At 52.3% G+C, this 19,568-nt stretch carries 15 protein-coding genes; 9 read left to right on the top strand and 6 right to left on the bottom strand.

The window, feature by feature from the left end:
• The first annotated feature begins 35 nt into the window (after window positions 1-35).
• Window positions 36-416: a co-chaperone GroES gene (locus JTN23_RS20120; protein WP_247236837.1), complete on the top strand. Its 381-nt coding sequence runs from the start codon at window positions 36-38 to the stop codon at window positions 414-416.
• Window positions 417-485: 69 nt separating this feature from the next.
• Complete coding sequence (locus JTN23_RS20115) at window positions 486-872, top strand: DUF4174 domain-containing protein (RefSeq protein WP_247236836.1); 387 nt, start codon at window positions 486-488, stop codon at window positions 870-872.
• Window positions 873-882: 10 nt separating this feature from the next.
• On the opposite strand, the gene JTN23_RS20110 is transcribed toward JTN23_RS20115, so the two are convergent.
• Window positions 883-1,299 carry a hypothetical protein gene (locus tag JTN23_RS20110; protein WP_247236835.1) on the bottom strand — a complete coding sequence of 139 codons (417 nt, stop codon included), beginning with the start codon at window positions 1,297-1,299 and terminating at the stop codon, window positions 883-885.
• A 179-nt stretch (window positions 1,300-1,478) separates the two neighbouring features.
• On the opposite strand from JTN23_RS20110, the gene JTN23_RS20105 reads away from it, so the two are divergent.
• From JTN23_RS20105 to JTN23_RS20095, 3 genes are all read left to right on the top strand, one after another.
• Complete coding sequence (locus JTN23_RS20105; RefSeq protein ID WP_247236834.1) at window positions 1,479-2,483, top strand: YheT family hydrolase; 1,005 nt, start codon at window positions 1,479-1,481, stop codon at window positions 2,481-2,483.
• 162 nt (window positions 2,484-2,645) lie between these two features.
• Window positions 2,646-4,550 (top strand): phosphoglycerate dehydrogenase, encoded by a 1,905-nt coding sequence (serA, locus tag JTN23_RS20100; protein ID WP_247236833.1) that lies wholly within the window; start codon window positions 2,646-2,648, stop codon window positions 4,548-4,550.
• Window positions 4,551-4,644: 94 nt separating this feature from the next.
• Window positions 4,645-5,724, top strand: coding sequence for an aminotransferase class V-fold PLP-dependent enzyme (locus JTN23_RS20095; protein ID WP_247236832.1), 1,080 nt, complete (start codon window positions 4,645-4,647; stop codon window positions 5,722-5,724).
• Window positions 5,725-5,881: 157 nt separating this feature from the next.
• Here the strand turns inward: JTN23_RS20095 and JTN23_RS20090 are convergent, their stop codons facing one another.
• Entirely contained in the window at window positions 5,882-9,499 is a 3,618-nt protein-coding gene (locus tag JTN23_RS20090) for a PAS domain-containing sensor histidine kinase (RefSeq protein WP_247236831.1), read from the bottom strand.
• Between the two features lie 353 nt (window positions 9,500-9,852).
• Window positions 9,853-10,824 (bottom strand): biotin synthase BioB, encoded by a 972-nt coding sequence (bioB, locus tag JTN23_RS20085; RefSeq protein ID WP_247236830.1) that lies wholly within the window; start codon window positions 10,822-10,824, stop codon window positions 9,853-9,855.
• Window positions 10,825-10,990: 166 nt separating this feature from the next.
• Between bioB and JTN23_RS20080 the strand changes: the two genes are divergently transcribed.
• From JTN23_RS20080 to JTN23_RS20070, 3 genes are all read left to right on the top strand, one after another.
• The gene (locus JTN23_RS20080; protein ID WP_247236829.1) at window positions 10,991-11,443 is read left to right on the top strand and encodes a hypothetical protein; all 453 of its coding nucleotides are present in this window, start codon (window positions 10,991-10,993) and stop codon (window positions 11,441-11,443) included.
• A gap of 71 nt (window positions 11,444-11,514) precedes the next feature.
• The gene (locus JTN23_RS20075; protein ID WP_409049463.1) at window positions 11,515-11,772 is read left to right on the top strand and encodes a DUF433 domain-containing protein; all 258 of its coding nucleotides are present in this window, start codon (window positions 11,515-11,517) and stop codon (window positions 11,770-11,772) included.
• A gap of 352 nt (window positions 11,773-12,124) precedes the next feature.
• Window positions 12,125-13,954: an ABC transporter ATP-binding protein gene (locus tag JTN23_RS20070; protein ID WP_247236828.1), complete on the top strand. Its 1,830-nt coding sequence runs from the start codon at window positions 12,125-12,127 to the stop codon at window positions 13,952-13,954.
• 148 nt (window positions 13,955-14,102) lie between these two features.
• Here the strand turns inward: JTN23_RS20070 and JTN23_RS20065 are convergent, their stop codons facing one another.
• From JTN23_RS20065 to JTN23_RS20055, 3 genes are all read right to left on the bottom strand, one after another.
• Window positions 14,103-14,471: a YccF domain-containing protein gene (locus tag JTN23_RS20065; protein WP_247236827.1), complete on the bottom strand. Its 369-nt coding sequence runs from the start codon at window positions 14,469-14,471 to the stop codon at window positions 14,103-14,105.
• Window positions 14,472-14,609: 138 nt separating this feature from the next.
• On the bottom strand, window positions 14,610-16,559 hold the full coding sequence (locus JTN23_RS20060; RefSeq protein ID WP_247236826.1) for a c-type cytochrome: 1,950 nt from the start codon (window positions 16,557-16,559) through the stop codon (window positions 14,610-14,612).
• Window positions 16,560-16,648: 89 nt separating this feature from the next.
• Window positions 16,649-18,487: a 3-keto-alpha-glucoside-1,2-lyase-like domain-containing protein gene (locus tag JTN23_RS20055; RefSeq protein WP_247236825.1), complete on the bottom strand. Its 1,839-nt coding sequence runs from the start codon at window positions 18,485-18,487 to the stop codon at window positions 16,649-16,651.
• Window positions 18,488-18,660: 173 nt separating this feature from the next.
• Between JTN23_RS20055 and JTN23_RS20050 the strand changes: the two genes are divergently transcribed.
• The gene (locus tag JTN23_RS20050; RefSeq protein WP_247236824.1) at window positions 18,661-19,449 is read left to right on the top strand and encodes a 3-keto-disaccharide hydrolase; all 789 of its coding nucleotides are present in this window, start codon (window positions 18,661-18,663) and stop codon (window positions 19,447-19,449) included.
• Window positions 19,450-19,568: the final 119 nt, after the last annotated feature.

Below are 19,568 nucleotides of genomic sequence, written 5' to 3'. Positions count from 1 at the left end.
AACTATCAGTAGGCTTTTTATACTACCCTACTACTATGTTTGAAGTTACTGCCGACAACCGTCTGAGACGCCTGATTATCGTTGGAGACCGGGTACTTATACGTCCCAACAATCCCAATGAACGTACCAACAGTGGTCTTTACCTCCCCCCCACCGTAACCGAGCGGGAACAGGTACAAACCGGGTACGTAGTTAAGGTTGGTCCCGGCTACCCTATACCGGTACCTGCCGAAGACGAGCCCTGGAAGGAGACCGAGGAGAAAGTAAAGTACATGCCCCTGCAGGCCAGAGAAGGTGATGTGGCTATCTATCTGCAGCGCAATGCCATTGACCTTGAATACGACGGTGAAAAGTACGTGATCGTGCCGCAGTCGTCTATCCTGATGCTCGACCGCTCGGAAGATTTATTTGAATAAGCAAAACCATCCGCTATACAGAAGGTTAGGCTGTTAAAGATAGCTTGACGTGTGTGGGTAGCGCTGATAATGATGGTATGGGCTGTACAGGGGGCTCCTTCACTCCAGGAGCGCATCGACCGCATGATCTGGAAAAACCGGATCGTGCTGGTATACGCGCCTGGTGAGGAATCTGATTATTACAAAGAGCAGTTGCGCCTCCTGGACAGCGCCCCCGGCGAACTAACGGAACGGGATATCGTAGTGATTACCTGCCTGAAAGATCGCCTGAGCCTCAAAGACCAGGGCTACCTCATCCGACAGTATCAAAGTAAGCCGGAGGCTTTTGGCGTGTGGCTCATTGGCAAAGATGGCTCGGTAAAGCTTCAGAGCGAGCGACCGGTGAGTCAGGAGAAGCTCTTCGGACTGATTGACTCCATGCCCATGCGCCGGGCCGAGATGAAGCGCCGTAACTAGCCTGCCGGTTTTACCTGATTCTCTCGTAGGTATATCGGCACCCTTCAATACAGACGGGCAGCAGCGTCATCCGATCTCCGGCAAACTGGTAGTCCATCGCGGCGGGTGTTCGGCTGGATGATATATCAAACTGAAACTCGATCTTACCTTTATCTTCAAGTACCCGGTACTGCCCCGAACTCATAATAGGCGTCCAGAACTTCTGCCGCTCGGGTATCCTCTCAATAAAACTACCATCTTTCCTGAACTCGACAGTCTGGGTATAGATAGCCGTAGCCATTTGTGCAACGCATTCCCCCGCACCGGGACTTACGCAGTACTCTACCAGCTGCCACTTGCCCACGATTGATCTTTCGGCAGTACTCAGTTCTTCTTTTTCGCAGCTAATAAGTAGTATAAGGCTTAGTAGCAGGCTTAACTTCTTCATGGTTCTATGTTTGAAACAGAGACCTGCCGGGCTGATCATTGGTTGGAAAACAACCCCATTTTTCTGTAGGTACTTATCAGGACCTATACTCCCATCCGGAAATACTTGGCCATGAACCTCCCTTTGCCCGAATGTGTTAAAAAGTATCAGTACCTTCGTCTTTTTAGTTGTTGACGCGCATGCCCCTAGTTCATACCACCACTCCTATCGCCCCGTTCTGGCTGCCCAACGGGCATTTTCAAAGTATCTATCCGGCCCTGTTCCGAAAGATCAACGATGTACCCTACCAGCGTGAACGCATTACTACCCCGGATCAGGACTTCCTGGACCTGGATTGGGCTTTAGCTAAGGGAGGAAGGGAAGAAAGGAGGAAAGGTACGAAACCCGCGCTGGTGATACTCTCACACGGGTTGGAAGGCAACAGCACCCGACAGTACGTACTCGGCATGGTGCGCCTGCTGATCCGCCACGGCTACGACTGCCTGGCCTGGAACTACCGGAGCTGTAGCGGCGAGATGAACCAGCAGGCCCGGTTCTACCACAGCGGCGCTACCGATGACCTCGATCTGGTCGTACAGCACGCCCTTGACAAAGGCTATGGCGAGATATACCTGATGGGCTTCAGCCTGGGCGGCAACCTGACACTCAAATACGCGGGCGAACAGGGAAAATTTATAAATCCGGCGATCCAGAAAGTAGTAGTATTCAGTGTACCCATGGACCTGCTGGCCTGTAGCCGCGCCATCGAAAAGCGGGAGAACCGCATCTACCTGCAGCGGTTCCTGCGTACGCTGAAACCCAAGGTAGAGCAGAAGGGCCTCCACTTTCCGGAGCACATCGATGCCAGCCAGTACCAGCTCGTCAAGAGCTTCTACGACTTTGACCATATCTTTACCGCCACCATACATGGCTTCGAAAGTGCCGACGACTACTACGCCCGCTCCAGCGCCAAGAACTACGTAGAATATATTAGTGTACCTACCCTGATTGTCAACGCACTAAACGACCCGCTCATTCCGCCGGACTCGCTACCGCAGCAGCTCATTGCGAACCACCCCAATGTATGGCTGGAGCTTACGGCCGACGGCGGCCACTGTGGCTTCCGCCCCGCCCAACTCATTGAAGGCGCCTACTGGTCTGAGCGAAGAGCCCTGAAATTCCTGCAGGAACAGCCTAATTATTGAATTTAAATGCGTATTACTTGAATAATAACAAGTTATGTACGAACGGGCTTTTTTTTATTAGTGAGGTAGTTAACAGATTATTAATTTTGTAGGAAGAGTGATTAAAACCAATCACTTGACTTATAGAAAATATACTATTGCAAATCTGTCACCTGCCGCTTCATGTTGACTCAAACAATCAACCCCACGTACTTTATCATTGATTTTGATAGTACTTTCACCAAAGTGGAAGGACTGGACGAACTGGCAAGCATTGCCCTGGCCGGACACCCTGACCGCGTGCGTATCGTAGACCAAATTCGGGACCTGACCGAAAAGGGCATGAATGGTGAGATGTCGTTTGCGGAAGGCCTGCGCCGCCGCATCGAGCTGCTGTCGGCCAACCGCCAGCACATTGATATCCTCGTTGATTTTCTGCGTACCAAGATATCCGACTCATTCCAGCGTAATAAGCAGTTCCTGACGGAGTATGCAGATCAGATTTATATTATTTCGAGCGGTTTCAGGGAATTCATTGTACCTATCGTAACTGAGATGGGGGTTCGTGAGGACCATGTGTTCGCCAATGAGTTCCTTTTTGATAATGATGGCAATATTGTAGGGATTGATGAAGCTAATGTACTGTCAACCGACGGTGGCAAGATCAAGCTGCTGCGTACCCTGAACCTGTCCGGCGATGTGTACGTGATCGGCGATGGCTATACGGACTACGAGCTTCGCGAGTCGGGCCTGGCTAACCGCTTCTACGCTTTCACCGAAAACGTACAGCGCCAGCGCGTGGTACAGGTAGCTGATCACGTAGCGGCTTCCCTGGATGAATTCCTATACCACAACAAGATCAACCGCAGCCAGTCGTACCCCAAGAGCCGCATCAAGGTACTCCTGCTCGAGAACGTACACCCCGTAGCGGTTCAGGCTTTTGAGGAAGAAGGCTTTAAGGTGGAATTTGTAAAGGGTGCCCTCGATGAGGACGAGCTGTGCGAGCGTATCAAGGATGTATCCATCATTGGTATCCGCTCCAAGACGATGATCACCCGTCGGGTACTTGAGAATGCGAATAAATTAATGGCTATCGGTGCGTTCTGTATCGGTACCAACCAGATAGATCTGGAAGCAGCCACCGAACGTGGTGTAGCTGTCTTCAACGCTCCTTATAGCAACACCCGCTCCGTAGTAGAGCTGGCCATAGGCGAGATGATCATGCTGATCCGTAACATCGTTAGCAAGAGCAATCAGATGCACGAGGGCGTATGGGATAAGTCGGCCAACGGCAGCTTTGAGGTACGTGGTAAGAAGCTGGGGCTGGTAGGCTACGGCAACATTGGTACTCAGCTATCGGTAGTAGCCGAAGCGTTGGGTATGGAGGTGTACTTCTACGATACCGTCGACAAACTGGCAATCGGTAATGCCCGCAAGGTACGCTCGCTGGAAGAGCTCCTTCAGATCTCTGATGTAATAAGCATGCACGTAGATGGTCGCAAGGAAAATACCAACCTCATCGGCAAGCGTGAGTTTGACATGATGAAGAAAGGCGTCATATTCATGAACCTGGCCCGCGGCCACGTGGTGGATATCAAGGCGCTGGTAGAGGCCGTTAAGAGTGGCAGAGTAGCCGGTGCCGGAGTGGACGTATTCCCCAAGGAGCCCAAGACCAACGACGAAGAGTTTATCAGTGAACTACGCGGCCTGAACAATGTAATCCTGACTCCGCACATCGGGGGTAGTACCGAAGAAGCGCAGGTGAATATTGGTCACTTTGTACCCAGCAAACTGCTCGAGTACATTAACAACGGTAGTACCTACGGTAGCGTCAACTTCCCCGAAGTACAGCTACCAAAGCTGGGCAACTCGCACCGTCTGCTGCACATCCATGCTAACGTACCGGGTGTACTAGCCAAGCTGAACAGCATCTTTGCCAACCATAATATCAACATCACGGGTCAGTACCTGAAGACCAACGAAAGCATTGGCTACGTAATCGTGGATATTGCCAAGAACTACTCAGAAGAGTTTATCAAAGAACTCAAAGAGATCGATGGTACGATTCGCTTCCGGATGCTTTACTAACAGTCAACTGAATGAACTTTGGGCAATACGCAGAAGCTAGTTTAAAACACGCTACTTCTGCGTATTGCCTTTTTATATGACTCTATCTTACCCTATGAAATATACCTTTTACACCCCCGGCCCGGCCCAGCTTTACCCCAGCTTTGAGCAACACGTACAAACTTTCGTTGAGCAGCAGTTAGGTTCTATCTCCCACCGTAGCCAGCAGTACCGCGCGCTCCACCAGCATACCGTAGAGCAGCTCCGTACGCTACTCAATGTACCCGCTACGCACGCGATCCTGTTTCTGGGGTCGGCCTCGGAGGCATGGGAGCGCATCCTGCTCAACTGCGTGGAGCACGAAAGCTACCACCTGGTCAATGGCTCCTTCTCCAAGAAGTTTTTTCAGTACGCCCAGGTCCTGCATAAGTTTGCCCACAAGCTCGAGAAGCCCATGGGGCAGGGATTTGATGCTTCGGAAGTAGAAGTACCTGAGTACGCCGAGTTGATTGGCCTGGCTCACAACGAAACCAGCTCGGGCGTGCAGATGCGCGTATCGGATATTCATAAGATCAAGCGCAGCAATCCGGATAAACTTATAGCGGTAGACATGGTGTCCTCAGCCCCCTACCCCGATCTGGATTACAGCCTGATCGATACGGCTTTCTTCTCGGTTCAAAAGGCCTTTGGACTACCCGCCGGACTGGGGGTATGGATTGTGAATGAGAAGTGTCTGCAAAAGGCAGAACGCCTGCGCAAGTACGACAACCTCACCATCGGTGCCCACCACGACCTGCCCACGCTCTGGAAAAACGCCCAGAGCCACGAAACGCCCGCTACCCCTAACGTGATGGGTATATATCTGTTAGGCAAGATAGCTGAGGACATGAACAGGGTAGGTGTTGACAGGATCAGAAAAGAGACTGAGCAGAAAGCCAAACTACTCTACAACTTTATTGATCAGCATGAAGGATTTGAGACCTTTGTACAGGAGCCTAAGCACCGCTCGCAAACGGTAGTGGTAGCCAATACCAAACAGCCTTCTTCCGAAATTATCTCTGCCCTAAAAGCCAAAGGACTGGTACTCGGCAGCGGCTACGGTGAGCACAAAGCCACGCAAGTCCGCATCGCCAACTTCCCGGCTACTTCTACCGAGCAGGTGGAGGCGCTGATCAGGGCGTTGGGGGAGTTATAGAGTTATCAACGAAGTACTTTGTTGTCAGAAAGGCCGTCGGTGAGACGGCCTTTTCTTTTAGGCAGTAAAATCAGTTACGCTCTGGTACATCCCCTTTCAACCCACCTGCTTTATACGGTACTGTGGCTGAATAGTACGCTTTCGATCTGAAACGGCTCTACCTTTCCTCAGTCTCCGCGTTAAAGTTTGAATCCGGGAAATATACACTAAACACAGAGCCCTGCCCCGGCCGGCTGTTCGCCGTTATAGCTCCGCCGTGGTTGGCCGCTACTTTTTCGCAGATGGCCAGACCTATACCCGTACCGGCGTACTGGCTTTTGCCGTGCAGCCGCTGAAAAACCTGAAATATGCGGTCGAGGTACTTTTCATCAAAGCCAACGCCGTTATCAATCACATCAATGCGATAGTACGACCCGGCGGCCCGGGCAGGCTTCACCCTTTCGGGCAGGTCTGACGCCAATACCTGCTCGGAGCGCACCTTTATCTGGGGTACTACCCTACTGCCTGTCGAGGGGCTGTCCGCACCATCCAGCCGTCGAAACTTCAGAGCGTTTGACAGCAGATTCTGGAACAACTGATTCAATTGGGAGGCATCTCCTAAAATAGTGGGTAACGGCTCAACGCTCACCTGGGCTTCGGCTTCCTGAACCGCCCAGTCCAGGGTCGACAGCACGCGTTTAACTACGGCATTCAGGGCTACGGTAGAGCTTGCTTCCCGCCTGGTCGATATGCGGGAATAATCGAGCAGGTCTTCGATCAGGGCAGACATCCGCCTCGCTGAGGACTGCATTCGCTTAATATAGCCAGCACCATCGCCCAGCGCCTCCCCATAGCGGTTCTGAAGCAGGTCACCAAACTGCTGAATTTTGCGCAGGGGTTCCTGCAGGTCATGGCTGGCGACGTAGGCAAACTGCTGGAGGTTTTCGTTGGAGCGAACCAGGTGTACATTGGCCTCTTCCAGCTCTTTATTGAGAGCCGCATACTCTGCATTTGTAGCGGCCAGTTTTGCATTGGCGGCTTCCAGCTCTTTAGTACGCTGCTGTACCTGCTGCTCCAGAGCCAGCTGCAACCTGCGCTGAGGGGTAATGTCCTGCGCGGTACCGGTGATCTTGATAGGGCGCCTTTGTTCATCAAAAAGGGTTATGCCCTGAGCATGTACGATGCGCTCCTGCCCGGTTAGTCGATTCACCAGGGTGTACTCTTCGTCGTACAAGCCGCTGGAGCCTGGCTCCAGGGCACGGAGGAGAGCGGCTTCTACGCGGCTGCGGTCTTTTTCGTGGATAGGATTATACACCGTTTGCAGACTCTCAATGGCACCGTCAAACCCAAACCACGACTTGATCCGGTCTGAGTAGGTTACCCTGCCGGTAGCTACGTCCAGCTCCCACGTGCCTAGCTCCGCCAGCTCAATGGCTCCGCGCAGGGCGGTTTCGCGTTCTTCCAGGATCTGCCGGGCCTGGATCTGGGGCGTTACGTCCTGAATAATACCATTGATGGCATACGGCTGTCCCTCATTAAAAAGAGTTTTACCAATGCTGCGCAGGTATCGGGTTGTTTTGCCGGTGGTATCGGCAAGCCGGTACGTGATGTCATGGCGGCCTGTTCCCTCTGATTGCTGCGAACTATCCAGTGTGCGAGCCACCAGGGCCCGATCGTCAGGATGTACCTTACTCAAAATAACCTCCATAGACTCTGTTGGCGATTCCAGCCCGAACCACTGCCTGATGTTATCCCGGTAGCTGCCAAGGTTGGTGGCTACATCAATATGATAGGTACCCAGGTCGGCAATGTCAAGGGCATTCTGCAGGTAGGTTTTCTGCTGCTCCAGTTCCTGCTGGGCGTGGATCTGTTCTGTTACGTCTACCGCAATGTCCAGTATGGCATATACCTCACCGGCTTCGTTGAACAGCGGGGTATAGGTAATATTGTAATAGTTGTAGGTCATAACTCCCTGCCGCACAATCTGCACCAGGGCACCCGCGCTGCTAAACTGCTTTCCTGAGGTGTAGACATCATCCAGGATTTGCAGGAAGGGCTGATTTTCGGTATCAAGTTCCGGCATTACCTCGCGCAGGGGCTTGCCTACAATATCCGGGCCTTTGCCGACAATATCAATAAATGTCTGGTTGGGTAGTTCAATGACCAGGTCGCGACCCATGAACAGCCCAATGGCTACGGGTGCGGTTTCTACCACCGAGCGTAGTTTGGCTTCGCTAAGCCGCAGGGCATCTTCGGCTAGCTTGATATCTGTAATATTTACGCAGGAACTGATATAGCCCGTAAACGTACCATCAGGCCGAAAGCGGGTCGGGCATTGAGCCAATAACCAGCGGTACTCACCCAGCTTGTTCAGGATGCGGAACTCACCACTAAATGATACTTGCTGTTGTATTGCGTTTTGGTAGAGGTTTAGGAAAGCCTCCCGATCCTCGGGATGTACCAGATCAACCCACCCGCGGTCCATTAAGTCAGCAACAGACCGACCCGTCAGATTTGTCCAGGCCTGGTTCATGTAGGTAGTCTGGCCGATCTCGTTACTCATCGCGATAAGTATATCCGCCTCTTCGGCCATCGTGCGGAAGCGGGCTTCACTTTCGGCTAATGCGTGCTCGGCCTGCTTCCGGTCGTCTATGTCCAGGCCGGTACCAATATTACCTACATAGGTACCATCGGCGGTATAGCGGGGGCCGCCCGTAAAGAGCAGGTACCGATAAGTACCATCCCTGCGTCTCACCCGGGCTTCGATAGAATAGCTGACCTGCTGCCGGCTAGCTTCAAGGTATCCTGTTAGTAATGCGTCCAGGTCGTGGGGATGAATCAGCTGCTCCCAGCTCCGGCCTAAGGCCTGCTCCAGGGTCTGTCCCGTAAAGTTCAGCCACCAGGGGTTCCAGTACTCTACATAGGCCTGCTCATCAGCGATGAACACCCCCAGAGGAGCCTGCGTGGCCAGTGACTGGAACCTGGCTTCGATTTCCTGCTGCTTCTGCTGAGCCTTTAATTCCGGACGCCGGTCACGGACAATACCAGCCATACCATAGGGCTGTCCACTGTCCGGATCCAAAAGTAAATACGCGTTGCAGGCAACGGGAATGCGCTGCTGGGTCAGGGGCTGCATCAGGGTGACAAATCCCGCCCATTCGCCCGCTAACACGCTGGGCATGATCTCAGCGTTGACCCGATCCATTTCTTCGGGCGGGACAAACTCCGTCAAATGCCTGTTCAGTACCTGTTCCTGCGTGAGGCCGAAGAGCTCAAGTCCGTACTGGTTTACATATTGCATTCGCCCTTCCAGATCGGTAACAGCCATAAACTCAGGGGCCTGCTCCGCCAGTACGGCCAGTTGCTGCTGCTGCTGGCGAGCCAGTACCTGTTGGGTAACCTCCTGGGCTACCCCGGCAAAGCGGTACACCTGCCCCGCCTCCGTAAAGTAGCTCCGTCCATAGAATCGTACCCAGCGAAGCTTACCGTCATCAGCCCCCAGGGTGCGGTAGGTAACATCATACCACCCGTCGGTCTGAGGATTCATAGCCCTCTGTACAGCCTGATCAACCCTCTCCCGATCCTGAGGATGGATATATTGAATGGCTTTTTCATAGGTGAGCAGGTTATCTTTGGCCAGTCCAAAAAGTTCGCGGCAGCGGTCATCCCACAGTACCTGGCTGGTAGCAGGGTCCAGTTCCCAGACTCCCAGTCCGGCGGCCTGCAAAGCAAAGTCAATATCCAGGCGCTCGTTGAGGTTTCGGCTTGGATTATAAGGCTGATAATCGCCAGTCATAGTTGAGTAAGGTATGAACTACTTGAAGAGGTTGACCGGCAGGATTCAGACGATCAGGCTTTGCTTCGGTATAGCTGATGTTTCTTTACGAAAGTAACCATATTTTGCTGAGTAGGTTTCTCTATTACTATGAAATATTAGTACCCCAGGGGACAGCAGAATACACCTACTTGCATATTGAACGGGAAGATTATTTATCATAATTCCTACGCTGCTCAGGTGGTGGACATGGTGCTTCGAAATAGTCAGCCGTATGTTGAGAGGGAGTTCAGCGCGGGTGGGTTGCGGAATGGGAAGGTCCAGAAGTCTCAATATAAAAACAGAGGGCGGTATCACTACCGCCCTCTGTTCCGTTACGCAAGTACCTCCTTATCCTTAAAAGCCTGACGTGGCCGGATGTTCAGCGTCTGGAACATCGTGGTGTCGAAGTCGGACTCCTTGTTGGGTGTGGTCAGGAGCTTATCACCCGAGAAGATGGAATTGGCTCCCGCCAGGAAGCACAGTGCCTGCTCTTCCATATTCATGTACACGCGCCCGGCCGAAAGACGTACCATGGCCTTAGGCATCAGGATACGGGCTGTTGCGATCATCCGGATCATATCCCATACCGGTACCCGCTCCTGATCTTCGAGGGGCGTTCCTTCTACCGCCACCAGCGCATTGACCGGTACGGACTCGGGGTGCTCGGGCAGGGTAGCCAGCGTATGCAGCATACCGATGCGGTCCTCGTGGGTCTCACCCATACCGATAATACCACCCGAACAAACCGAAATCTTCGCACTACGCACATTTTCCAGCGTTTCCAGCCGGTCCTTGTAGGTACGGGTGGTGATGATATCATCGTAGAATTCCTCGCTGGTGTCGAGGTTGTGGTTGTAGGCGTACAGGCCCGCTTCTTTCAGCTTCTGGGCCTGGGTATCGGTGAGCATGCCCAGCGTGCAGCATACTTCCATGCCCAGCTCATTTACCCCCTTTACCATATCAAGTACCTTATCAAAATCGCGGTTGTCGCGGACTTCGCGCCAGGCCGCGCCCATGCAGAAGCGGGTACTGCCAGCCTCTCTGGCCCGCTGCGCATGCTGCAGTACCTCCTGCACATCCATGAGCTTGTGGGTATTTACACCCGTGCTGTAACGGGCCGCCTGCGGACAGTAGGCACAGTCTTCGGGGCAGCCGCCCGTCTTGACCGACAGCAGCGTACACACCTGTACCTCCGCCGGGTCGTGGTGGGTGCGGTGAGTCTGAGCGGCTCTGAAAATAAGATCCAGTAAGGGAGTATTATAAATGGCTTTTACCTCCTCCGGAGTCCAGTCGTTTCTGATCATAATCCTGGCTTCTGTTACTTTATTGACTAATCTGGAACACTAAATAAGTGCGAAATATACAAAAGCCTTTACTTATCGTTTACTTTCGGGGAAGCGTTCCGTCTGGTCCTTTTTTTGTACCCATTGATTTATAACCAGTTCAGCTGCGCTGATAAATATACATTTTATGAAGATCCTGCTAAGTTACGTGTTTACGGTTGGTGTCCTTATCTTCTCCTGCCGGAACAAAGAGGCCGTTACGGCTCCTCTGGTCCCCTATTCTGCCCCTACTGATGGTACCTACCAGGGGGTAAAAGTTTTCTCCAGCCCCAAGCAGACGAAGGCCACGTCAAACGATACGGTACAAGTATCACTCACCATCGGCAAGCAGACCGGGAGCCGCTTCACCATCACGGGTATTGTACCTACCGCACAGGTAGTAACAGCCCAGATAGGCAACCAGAATGGGTTCAGCTACGACCGGGGCCAGGGCATAGATCAGTGCGGTGTTACTTCCATGACCGGGGAAGGGTACTTCCGGGGCGACAGCCTATTTATCACCGAAACCATACGCTGCAATACCGCCACTACCTCCGAAGTAATCAGAACTATATGCATCAAAGCGGTGAAGGTGAAGTGAGTAGTAGTCCCCTCTGAGCTTTGTAAAAAGAGAGGCACTTACTTTGAGGCAACCCCTACCATTACTTATCTTTGACTGATCAACAACTTATTACTACATTCATGAACCTGCTGTCAAGAATAACTATTGACTTGGAGATTTGTCACGGCAAGCCTTGCATAAGAGGAATGCGTTGGCCAGTGGAAGTCATACTTGATATGCTGGGCGCTGGTATGACAGAAGAAGAAATCCTGGAGGACCATCCTGAACTGGAGCGGGAAGATATTCTTGCCTGCCTGCAATTTGCCAGTAAAACAGTAGCCGGTAAATCATTTCCTCTGGCTGCATGAAGGTACTTTGCGACGTTCTTCCAAGCTTTATTAAAAATATGTAAAGTTTGTGCCGCACCTACGGCGCTTAAACAATTAATTTATGCTTGTAAATTCTACTGAAGTGTGGCCGCTCTGCGGCCTGTCTTGATCACTTTTTCTTATTTTGTCAGTTATAAAATCCGCAGTCCCAATAGGGACGATACTTCAGTAGCAAACAGTATAAAACCGCATAAAGCCCCTAACGGGGCGGCACCTTCAATTCTTGTCAGAAGGCAGTCCTGCGGGAGTAATGTCTCCTTAAACAAGCTTATCCATAAGAACTTTTTGCCTGTAAGAATGATTTTGTAGTAAATAGACAGTCATTCTTATAGTGAAACCTCTCCCTGCTCAGCCCGCTGATAATCAGTCGTTCCGTAAGCGCTTCTCGGCGCTGCAGAACCTACCCCGCTTTTTCCGGCTGGTATGGAATACGAGCCCCTCGCTAACCATTGGCAACATCCTCTTCCGCCTGCTGAAGTCGGCGATCCCCCTGGCGGTACTGTACGTAGGCAAGGAGATCATCGATGAAGTAATCCGCCTGCTGGACAATCCCGCCGGATCACAGCGGTACCTCTGGACCCTAGTAGGGCTGGAGCTGGGTCTGGCGGTGCTTTCGGACCTGCTCAACCGCGCCATCAACCTCTGCGACAGCCTGCTGGGCGATCTGCTGGCGAATAAAACCTCCGTTGACCTGGTACACCACGCGGCCAAGCTGGACCTGTACCAGTTTGAAAACCCTATATTCTACGACAAGCTCGAGCGGGCCCGCCGCCAGACCACCAGCCGTACGGTACTGCTGTCGCAGACGCTCTCCCAGATTCAGGACATTATTACGCTGGTACTACTGGGCGTCGGACTTATTGCCTTCAACCCCTGGCTGATCCTGATCCTGATCGTAGCCGTTATTCCGTCTTTTATAGGCGAAACCCATTTCAACGAACGTACCTACTCCCTCACCCGTAGCTGGACGCCTGAGCGCCGCGAACTTGACTACCTGCGCTACATCGGAGCCAGCGCCGAAACCGCCAAGGAGGTAAAAGTATTCGGACTGGAAAACTACCTGACCGAGCGCTTTAAGACGCTATCGGACAAGTACTACCACGAAAACCGCAAGATCGCCATCGGCCGCGCGGTGTGGGGGTACCTGCTGGCCGTACTGGGTACGCTGGCCTACTACGGCGCCTTTGTATTCGTACTCATGCAAACGCTCGGCGGTGTCATCACGGTAGGTACTATGACCTTCCTGGCGGGTTCGTTTCAGCGGATGCACGGGATGCTGCAGGGCATTATGGGACGATTTTCGAGCATTGCCGAAAGTGCGCTGTACCTGCAGGACCTGTTCGATTTTTTTGCCATTACCCCTACCATCGGTGCCAACGCTGCCGGACAAAGAGTCCCCCGCCCAATTCAAAAAGGCTTTACGTTTGAGAATGTCAGCTTCCGCTACCCCGACAGCGAGGTATGGGCCGTCCGCAACCTGTCGTTTACGCTGGAGCCGGGCGAAAAGCTGGCGCTGGTGGGTGAGAACGGCGCGGGTAAGACCACCCTCGTGAAGCTGCTGGCCCGGCTCTACGAACCGACGGAAGGCCGTATCCTGCTCGATGGTGTAGACCTGGCCGACTACCAGCTCTCCGACCTGCGGGCCAACATCGGCATCATTTTCCAGGACTACATCCGCTACGAAATGACGGTAGCCGAGAATATTGCCGTGGGCGATATTGAGCGTCGGGAGGAAGTAGACCTGATTGAGGATGCCGCCCGTAAGAGCCTGGCGCAGGAAGTAGTAGACCGCCTGCCGGATCGTTTTCAACAGGTACTAGGCAAACGTTTTAAGAAGGGGCAGGAACTATCGGGTGGACAGTGGCAGAAGGTAGCCCTGGCCCGCGCCTACATGCGTGACGCCCAGCTGGTAGTACTGGACGAACCTACCTCCGCCCTAGACGCCCGCGCTGAGCACGAGGTATTTCAGCGGTTCAGCCGGTTAATCAAAGGCAAAATGGCGGTACTTATCTCCCACCGTTTTTCTACCGTACGCATGGCCGACCGCATCCTTTTCCTGGAACACGGACAGCTCCTGGAGTACGGGTCCCACGACGAACTGCTTCAGCTGGATGGTAAGTACGCCGAACTGTTTAACCTACAGGCGCAGGGGTACCAATAAATTCTTTTTTAACCACAAAGTTACTTTGAGTACTTCACAGAGGGCACAGAGTCTTAAAAAAACTCCTTTTCACTCTGTGCTATAACCGGGCGGCGTACCGCTCCTTTACCTCTGTAGTAAAACTAATAATTGATAACTCTCCCCTTCTCTACACCACCTCTTTCCCAAAGGGCATTAAAGAAAGGCTCATGAGCTTGAAGTGCTGACGGGCAAAAGGTAGGCCTATAATGGTAATAGCCAACAGGATGCCAAAGACCAGGTGCGTCAGCGCGATCCAGATGCCACCTACTACAATCCAGATGATATTGAACAGCGTGGACAGACAGCCGGTACTGCCCGGTACATCACGCACCTCCCGGCCAAATGGTGCCAGACTCATCACCCCGATCTTGAAACACTGAAGTCCGAAAGGAATACCAATAATGGTGAGGCAAAGCAGCAGGCCCGAGATCATGTACTCAATAAAGACCAGCAAGCCACCAAATACCAACCAGATAATGTTGCCAAGCAGATTCATATAGAAGAGTGTGTTAAGGGTTTATGGCGTGTAAAGTAATACTAATCCCTATATCTGGCAATTCTATAAAAAAAGAAGCAGTGCCAGTATGTACCAGCACTGCTTCCTGTATTAATACTATTTTGGTAGCTACCTGACTTACTTAGCCAGCGAGTTGATCCAGGCGGCGATCTTCTGGGCATCTTCTTTCGGTACCTGTGGCATAGCGGCCATTGGGGTAGCGAAGTCAGGCCAGTTGGATGGCTCAGGCTTGTAGATCAGCTCCACGATGCGATCGTTTGAGTACTTACGCTTGGCAACTTCGGTATAAGCCGGACCTACTAATCTCTTATCTATCGAGTGGCAGGCCAGACAGGTATTGCGCTGCAGGATAGGCTTGATCTGATCGTAGGTAGGTGCTTTGGCAGATGCCGTAGTGGCAGCCGCAGGCTTACCTTTTGCATCGGGTGATACGTGCTCTTTCGCAGGCTTAGTATCAGCGGCCACTTTGGCTCCTGCGCCGCGGGTTGTCTTCAGCTCAGTCACTTTCAGCTTCTCTCCGTCCGGAATGTTATTCAGCGTGTAATAAGCCGAAGGGTGCACCAGTGAGTAGTAGTTGTTGGCAGCCCGGATACCACTCAGATCGATGTGGTGAATGTAGTACTGACGCATACCGTCCAGTACAATGCGCACGCTCTTGCCATCTTCCGATACTTTCACCCCTTTGATGGGTACCTCTTCGCTATTTACCGGAGGGCTACCGTATACGGCATGGTGCTTATAGATAAAGCTGCTGACGTTGTACGAATTCAGGTCCTCGGCCGACTTACGATCAACGGGCAGGGTGAATGTTACTTCAAATCCATCCGGCATCGCCTTCACGGTGTACATTTCGAAAGGCATCTTACCGTTCCACACCAGGCGCTGCAGGCCCTGGTTGGCGTCACCAGCTGATCCCCAACCACGGTTGGTTTCGCCTACGAACATAGATCCGTCCTTGGCATATGACATACGCAGTACACCCGACTGGAAACCGCTACGGAAATCAATAGCAGCTCCCTGGTACTCACCTTTTACTTTTTCCAGGATCACACGCATGATCTTGCTTTGTCCCTGGTCACCTACAAAGTACTGTCCGGCGAAGGGGCCAAACGCACCTTGTGTATCGTCTTTGATGATCTCAGCGGTAGATACCCCGTGGATACCGTAAGGCAGCCATACAGCCGGAAGCTGTACTATATCAGGGTACTTTTCCTTCAATTGGAACAGGAAGCGAGGATTCTTCTGATTAGGGTCGTTCTCAGGCTTGATGTAGCGGCCGTTGGCATCCTTTACCTGCTGGTTGTCGATTTCGGCAAAGAACTGCTTCTCGGTCAGCTTAACGGGTGAACCCGGCTCGCCAGCCCAGCGTAGTCCGGCGGGGTGGCCCATAAAGCTACCTTTCTTCACGTGCCAGATTCCACCCGATCCCATCCAGTCGCCCTGGTTGTCGGTGTAGAACAGCTCGCCATCCAGCATGCTGATACCCGCAGGGGAACGCACACCAGTCGCGTAAGGCTCGTACTTGCCTTCGGGCGTAATGCGGAAGATCCAGCCCCGGCTAGGTACGCGGCTTTCGCCACGCCACCACTCTTCATCACCAAAGGCTACGTTACCACTCACAAAGAAGCTACCATCGGGAGCAATCTTAGGTCCGAATGAGTACTCGTGGTAGTGACCCGATACAGGCCATGCGTATACCGTTTCGTACAGGTCTGCTTTACCGTCACCGTCTTTATCGACCAGTTTGGTCAATTCACCACGCTGGGCAGCGTACAGGGCGCCGTCCTTCCAGGCCAGACCCAGAATCTCGTGCAGACCCGACGCAAACTTGCGGAAGTAAGGAGCGCGGTTAGTAGGGTTTTCCATGATCCACACTTCACCCCGGCGGGTAGAGATACCCATAGCACCGTTGGGAAGGGTAGTAAGACCTCCTACTTCCAGAATCATTCCTTCCGGAATAGAAGGGGTGAGGATCTTGTAGAAATCCTCTTCTTTGGGCGATTCCTGTGCGTGCAGCACCGACAGGCTCGCCATGATCATACAGGTAATCTGAAATAATTTCTTCATGATTATTATTTATGGAAGGCTACCGCTCTACGTGATAGCCTGTACTATTAGGTTTGTTACAAATTCCGGGTTCTGATGGAAACGGGTGCTTAGAAAAGGATAGCATAGCGAACCTCGCCTTTCTCGGCCGACACCAGTAGCTCCTGACGGTTGCCTTTCTTGCGGATTACCGGCTCAGTACCCGTACCGCTCAGCTGGATGTAGTAAGCCTTGTCGTTTACCGCGTACAGACCATCCGAAACCTTCTCGATGTTTTTGCCTTCGGCCAGGCGCGCCATCAGACCCGTTACCGGGCTCGACAGCTTCACTTCGCGCTCGAAGTACTTGTTGTCTACTACCGTGGTTTTGTCAGATACGGTGGTGCCGTAGGCTTCGTAGCGGAAAGTAGGCGCATCGTTGGCATCCAGTTCGTAACCCTTAGGACGGTACTTGCTACCGGTCGTATCAGAAGGCCAGTCGGCCTGTCCGGATACCTTAGCCAGGAAAGGAGCCGCCATCAGGGAAGTGAGGCTACCACGCGGACGTGACGAACCGTCACCCCGGTCGTTCCACATAGGCGTAGCATCCAGGAATTCTCCGCGCCACACCTGGAACACCGCACCTTTGTCGAGGTCGTAGGTATAGTGCAGGTTAGCAGGGCTACCTACTGATACCGAATGTACAATGCGCTGACGCTTGCCTTCGGCATTGCGAATGTCCATAAAGCTACGCAGCACGGTGTTGTTGGCAGCCTGTACCAGGATAGGATCAGCCGGGCTGCCTCCCAGAGTTGAGCCCACGGTGTGGTAAGGTACTTCACGGAAGCCCGGACCCGCTACCCAAAGACCCAGCACCGGTCTTAGCCAGCCATCACGCTTGTTGAGGTAGATCTCTACCTTATGATCACCGGCGGTCAGTTTGGTTGTTCCCTCACGTAACTCGTTTGTATTCTTCCACTCGTTTGGCAGTACAGTCTTGCCGTCGATCTTGAGGGAACTGTGGCCCGAAGCCTGCATCTTGAAGGTATAGTCACCGGCATTAGGAGCCTTGTAGGTACCATTGTACACCAGTACATAGTTGTTATTCTCTTTCAGCACATCCCAGGTCAGTGCCTCGGCCGTACCGGTTTCGGCTACTTTCAGCGTAGCCGGATCCAGATCCTGCGAATAGTTGCCGTAGTAGGTCTTGTAGTTAAGGCCAGCTAGTGTACCGGGCTTTTTGTCAAAGTTGTTGATCACGACATTCTTGATAGCCAGCGAACCGTGGTCACCCTGGATACGCAGAGGTCCCATGGGTACATCAGCCGAAAGAGCACCGCGGGTAGGACCGCTCACTTCCACGTTTTCGTGTACGGTGATGCCGTTTACTTCTATTTTCAGGAATACCGCATTAGCGATCTTCTTACCGGCCTGATCAAAGCGAGGAGCCTGGTAAGAGATCTTGATGTGCTGCCACAGACCGGGCGCTTTGGCTACATTCAATCGGGGAGCATAGCCTTCGTATCCCTTCTGGCCTTCGGGCTTGGAGTCGTCCCAGCGCTCGTAGATACCACCTAGGTCGTTGTACTTGGCGGTTTTCTTTCCCCAGCTGTCAAATAGCTGTACTTCGTAGTTGCCCTGCAGATAGATACCCGAATTGGATCCTTTCGCGAGCATAAAGTCCATTTCGATGTCCAGATCGCCGTGCTTGAAGTTGGACATCAACTCGTACTTATTGCCGTAAGTACCTTGTTTGTGAATACAGGCCAGTACACCTTTGCCCGGTGTAGTGCTGAGCGCGTTGACCTGCGATATATCTACGGAGGCATCCCCTACAATACGCCAGTTATCACTTTCTGACTTAAAGGCACTCATATCATTGAGAGGAATGGGCTGTTGTGCCAGTACTGCCTGGCTACTTAGGCATGCTACCGCTCCCAGCATCATGGCTCCCAGGAGGGTTTTACTCATTCGTTGCATGTGTTTGTTTTACTTTGTGATTTATGAAAAGACTTAGAATTACAATTTAATCCTGCCAAAAGGGTAGTTTTGCTCGTTAGAATGAAGGAGATTATTACTTTACCTTTTGTATTATTGCGCAATTTCTTAAAATTTTTTATTAATTATAACTTTTAACCACTCGCATGAAAAGAATTATTCTGATGGCCATGGGTATTATGGCCGTTATGACAGCTCAGGCTCAGAACGAACAACCCAAACAAAACCCTCAGTCTTCTGAAATCTGGGAACCGGTACCACCAATCATTACTCCCGGTATGCCTGGTCCTACTGCCACGGGTACTACCGCTCCTTCCGACGCTATTGTACTGTTCGATGGCCGTAGCACCGACCAGTGGGTAGCGATCAAAGGCTATGCCCCTTCTGCCTGGGAAAATACCAACGAAGGCCCGCTGAAATGGCCGGTAACCGATGGTGTTCTTTACTCAACCAAAGGTTTCTCTGCCCGCTCCAAGCAGGAGTTTGGTGACTTCCAGCTGCACCTGGAGTTCAAGACCCCCGAAAAGATAGAAGGTACCGGACAGGGCCGTGGTAACAGCGGTATCTTCCTGCAGGGACGTTACGAAATCCAGGTACTGGACAACTACCAAAACCCTACGTACGTAAACGGTATGGTAGGATCGGTGTACAAGCAGGCGATCCCACTGGCTAACCCTAGCCGCAAGCCCGGCGAGTGGCAGACCTACGATATCATCTACACGGCTCCTCGCTTCAACAAAGCAGGTATGATGTCTGAGCCTGCCTACGTAACCGTACTGCTCAACGGTGTACTGGTACAGAACCATACCGCTATCAGAGGTACTACCGAGTACATTGGAGTACCTAAGGTACAGCCGCATGGCAAAGGCCCTATCCTGCTGCAGGACCACGGCAACCCCGTAGGATTCCGTAATATCTGGGTGCGCGAGTTGTAATAGCTAGTTAGTTTTTAGGCGTTAGCTGTATTGGTTAACTAGGTTATTGCAAGGGCAAAATTTGTCCACAGCGGATGCTGTTTTTGAGCCATTTGGATGGGTGTCATATTATTAATGCC

The organism is Telluribacter roseus (assembly GCF_017355915.2).
Lineage (GTDB): Bacteria > Bacteroidota > Bacteroidia > Cytophagales > Spirosomataceae > Telluribacter.
The sequence above is the reverse complement of the archived record's forward strand: the minus strand, read 5'-3'. Positions and strand labels throughout refer to the sequence as shown.

Coding starts and splice junctions, on each gene's coding strand:
- JTN23_RS20060 (WP_247236826.1), bottom strand. CDS start 16,559: ATGAAGAAATTATTTCAGATTACCTGTATGATCATGGCGAGCCTGTCG.
- JTN23_RS20080 (WP_247236829.1), top strand. CDS start 10,991: ATGAAGATCCTGCTAAGTTACGTGTTTACGGTTGGTGTCCTTATCTTC.
- JTN23_RS20105 (WP_247236834.1), top strand. CDS start 1,479: ATGCCCCTAGTTCATACCACCACTCCTATCGCCCCGTTCTGGCTGCCC.
- serA (WP_247236833.1), top strand. CDS start 2,646: ATGTTGACTCAAACAATCAACCCCACGTACTTTATCATTGATTTTGAT.
- JTN23_RS20090 (WP_247236831.1), bottom strand. CDS start 9,499: ATGACTGGCGATTATCAGCCTTATAATCCAAGCCGAAACCTCAACGAG.
- JTN23_RS20055 (WP_247236825.1), bottom strand. CDS start 18,487: ATGAGTAAAACCCTCCTGGGAGCCATGATGCTGGGAGCGGTAGCATGC.
- JTN23_RS20120 (WP_247236837.1), top strand. CDS start 36: ATGTTTGAAGTTACTGCCGACAACCGTCTGAGACGCCTGATTATCGTT.
- bioB (WP_247236830.1), bottom strand. CDS start 10,824: ATGATCAGAAACGACTGGACTCCGGAGGAGGTAAAAGCCATTTATAAT.
- JTN23_RS20115 (WP_247236836.1), top strand. CDS start 486: ATGATGGTATGGGCTGTACAGGGGGCTCCTTCACTCCAGGAGCGCATC.
- JTN23_RS20095 (WP_247236832.1), top strand. CDS start 4,645: ATGAAATATACCTTTTACACCCCCGGCCCGGCCCAGCTTTACCCCAGC.
- JTN23_RS20065 (WP_247236827.1), bottom strand. CDS start 14,471: ATGAATCTGCTTGGCAACATTATCTGGTTGGTATTTGGTGGCTTGCTG.
- JTN23_RS20110 (WP_247236835.1), bottom strand. CDS start 1,299: ATGAAGAAGTTAAGCCTGCTACTAAGCCTTATACTACTTATTAGCTGC.
- JTN23_RS20050 (WP_247236824.1), top strand. CDS start 18,661: ATGAAAAGAATTATTCTGATGGCCATGGGTATTATGGCCGTTATGACA.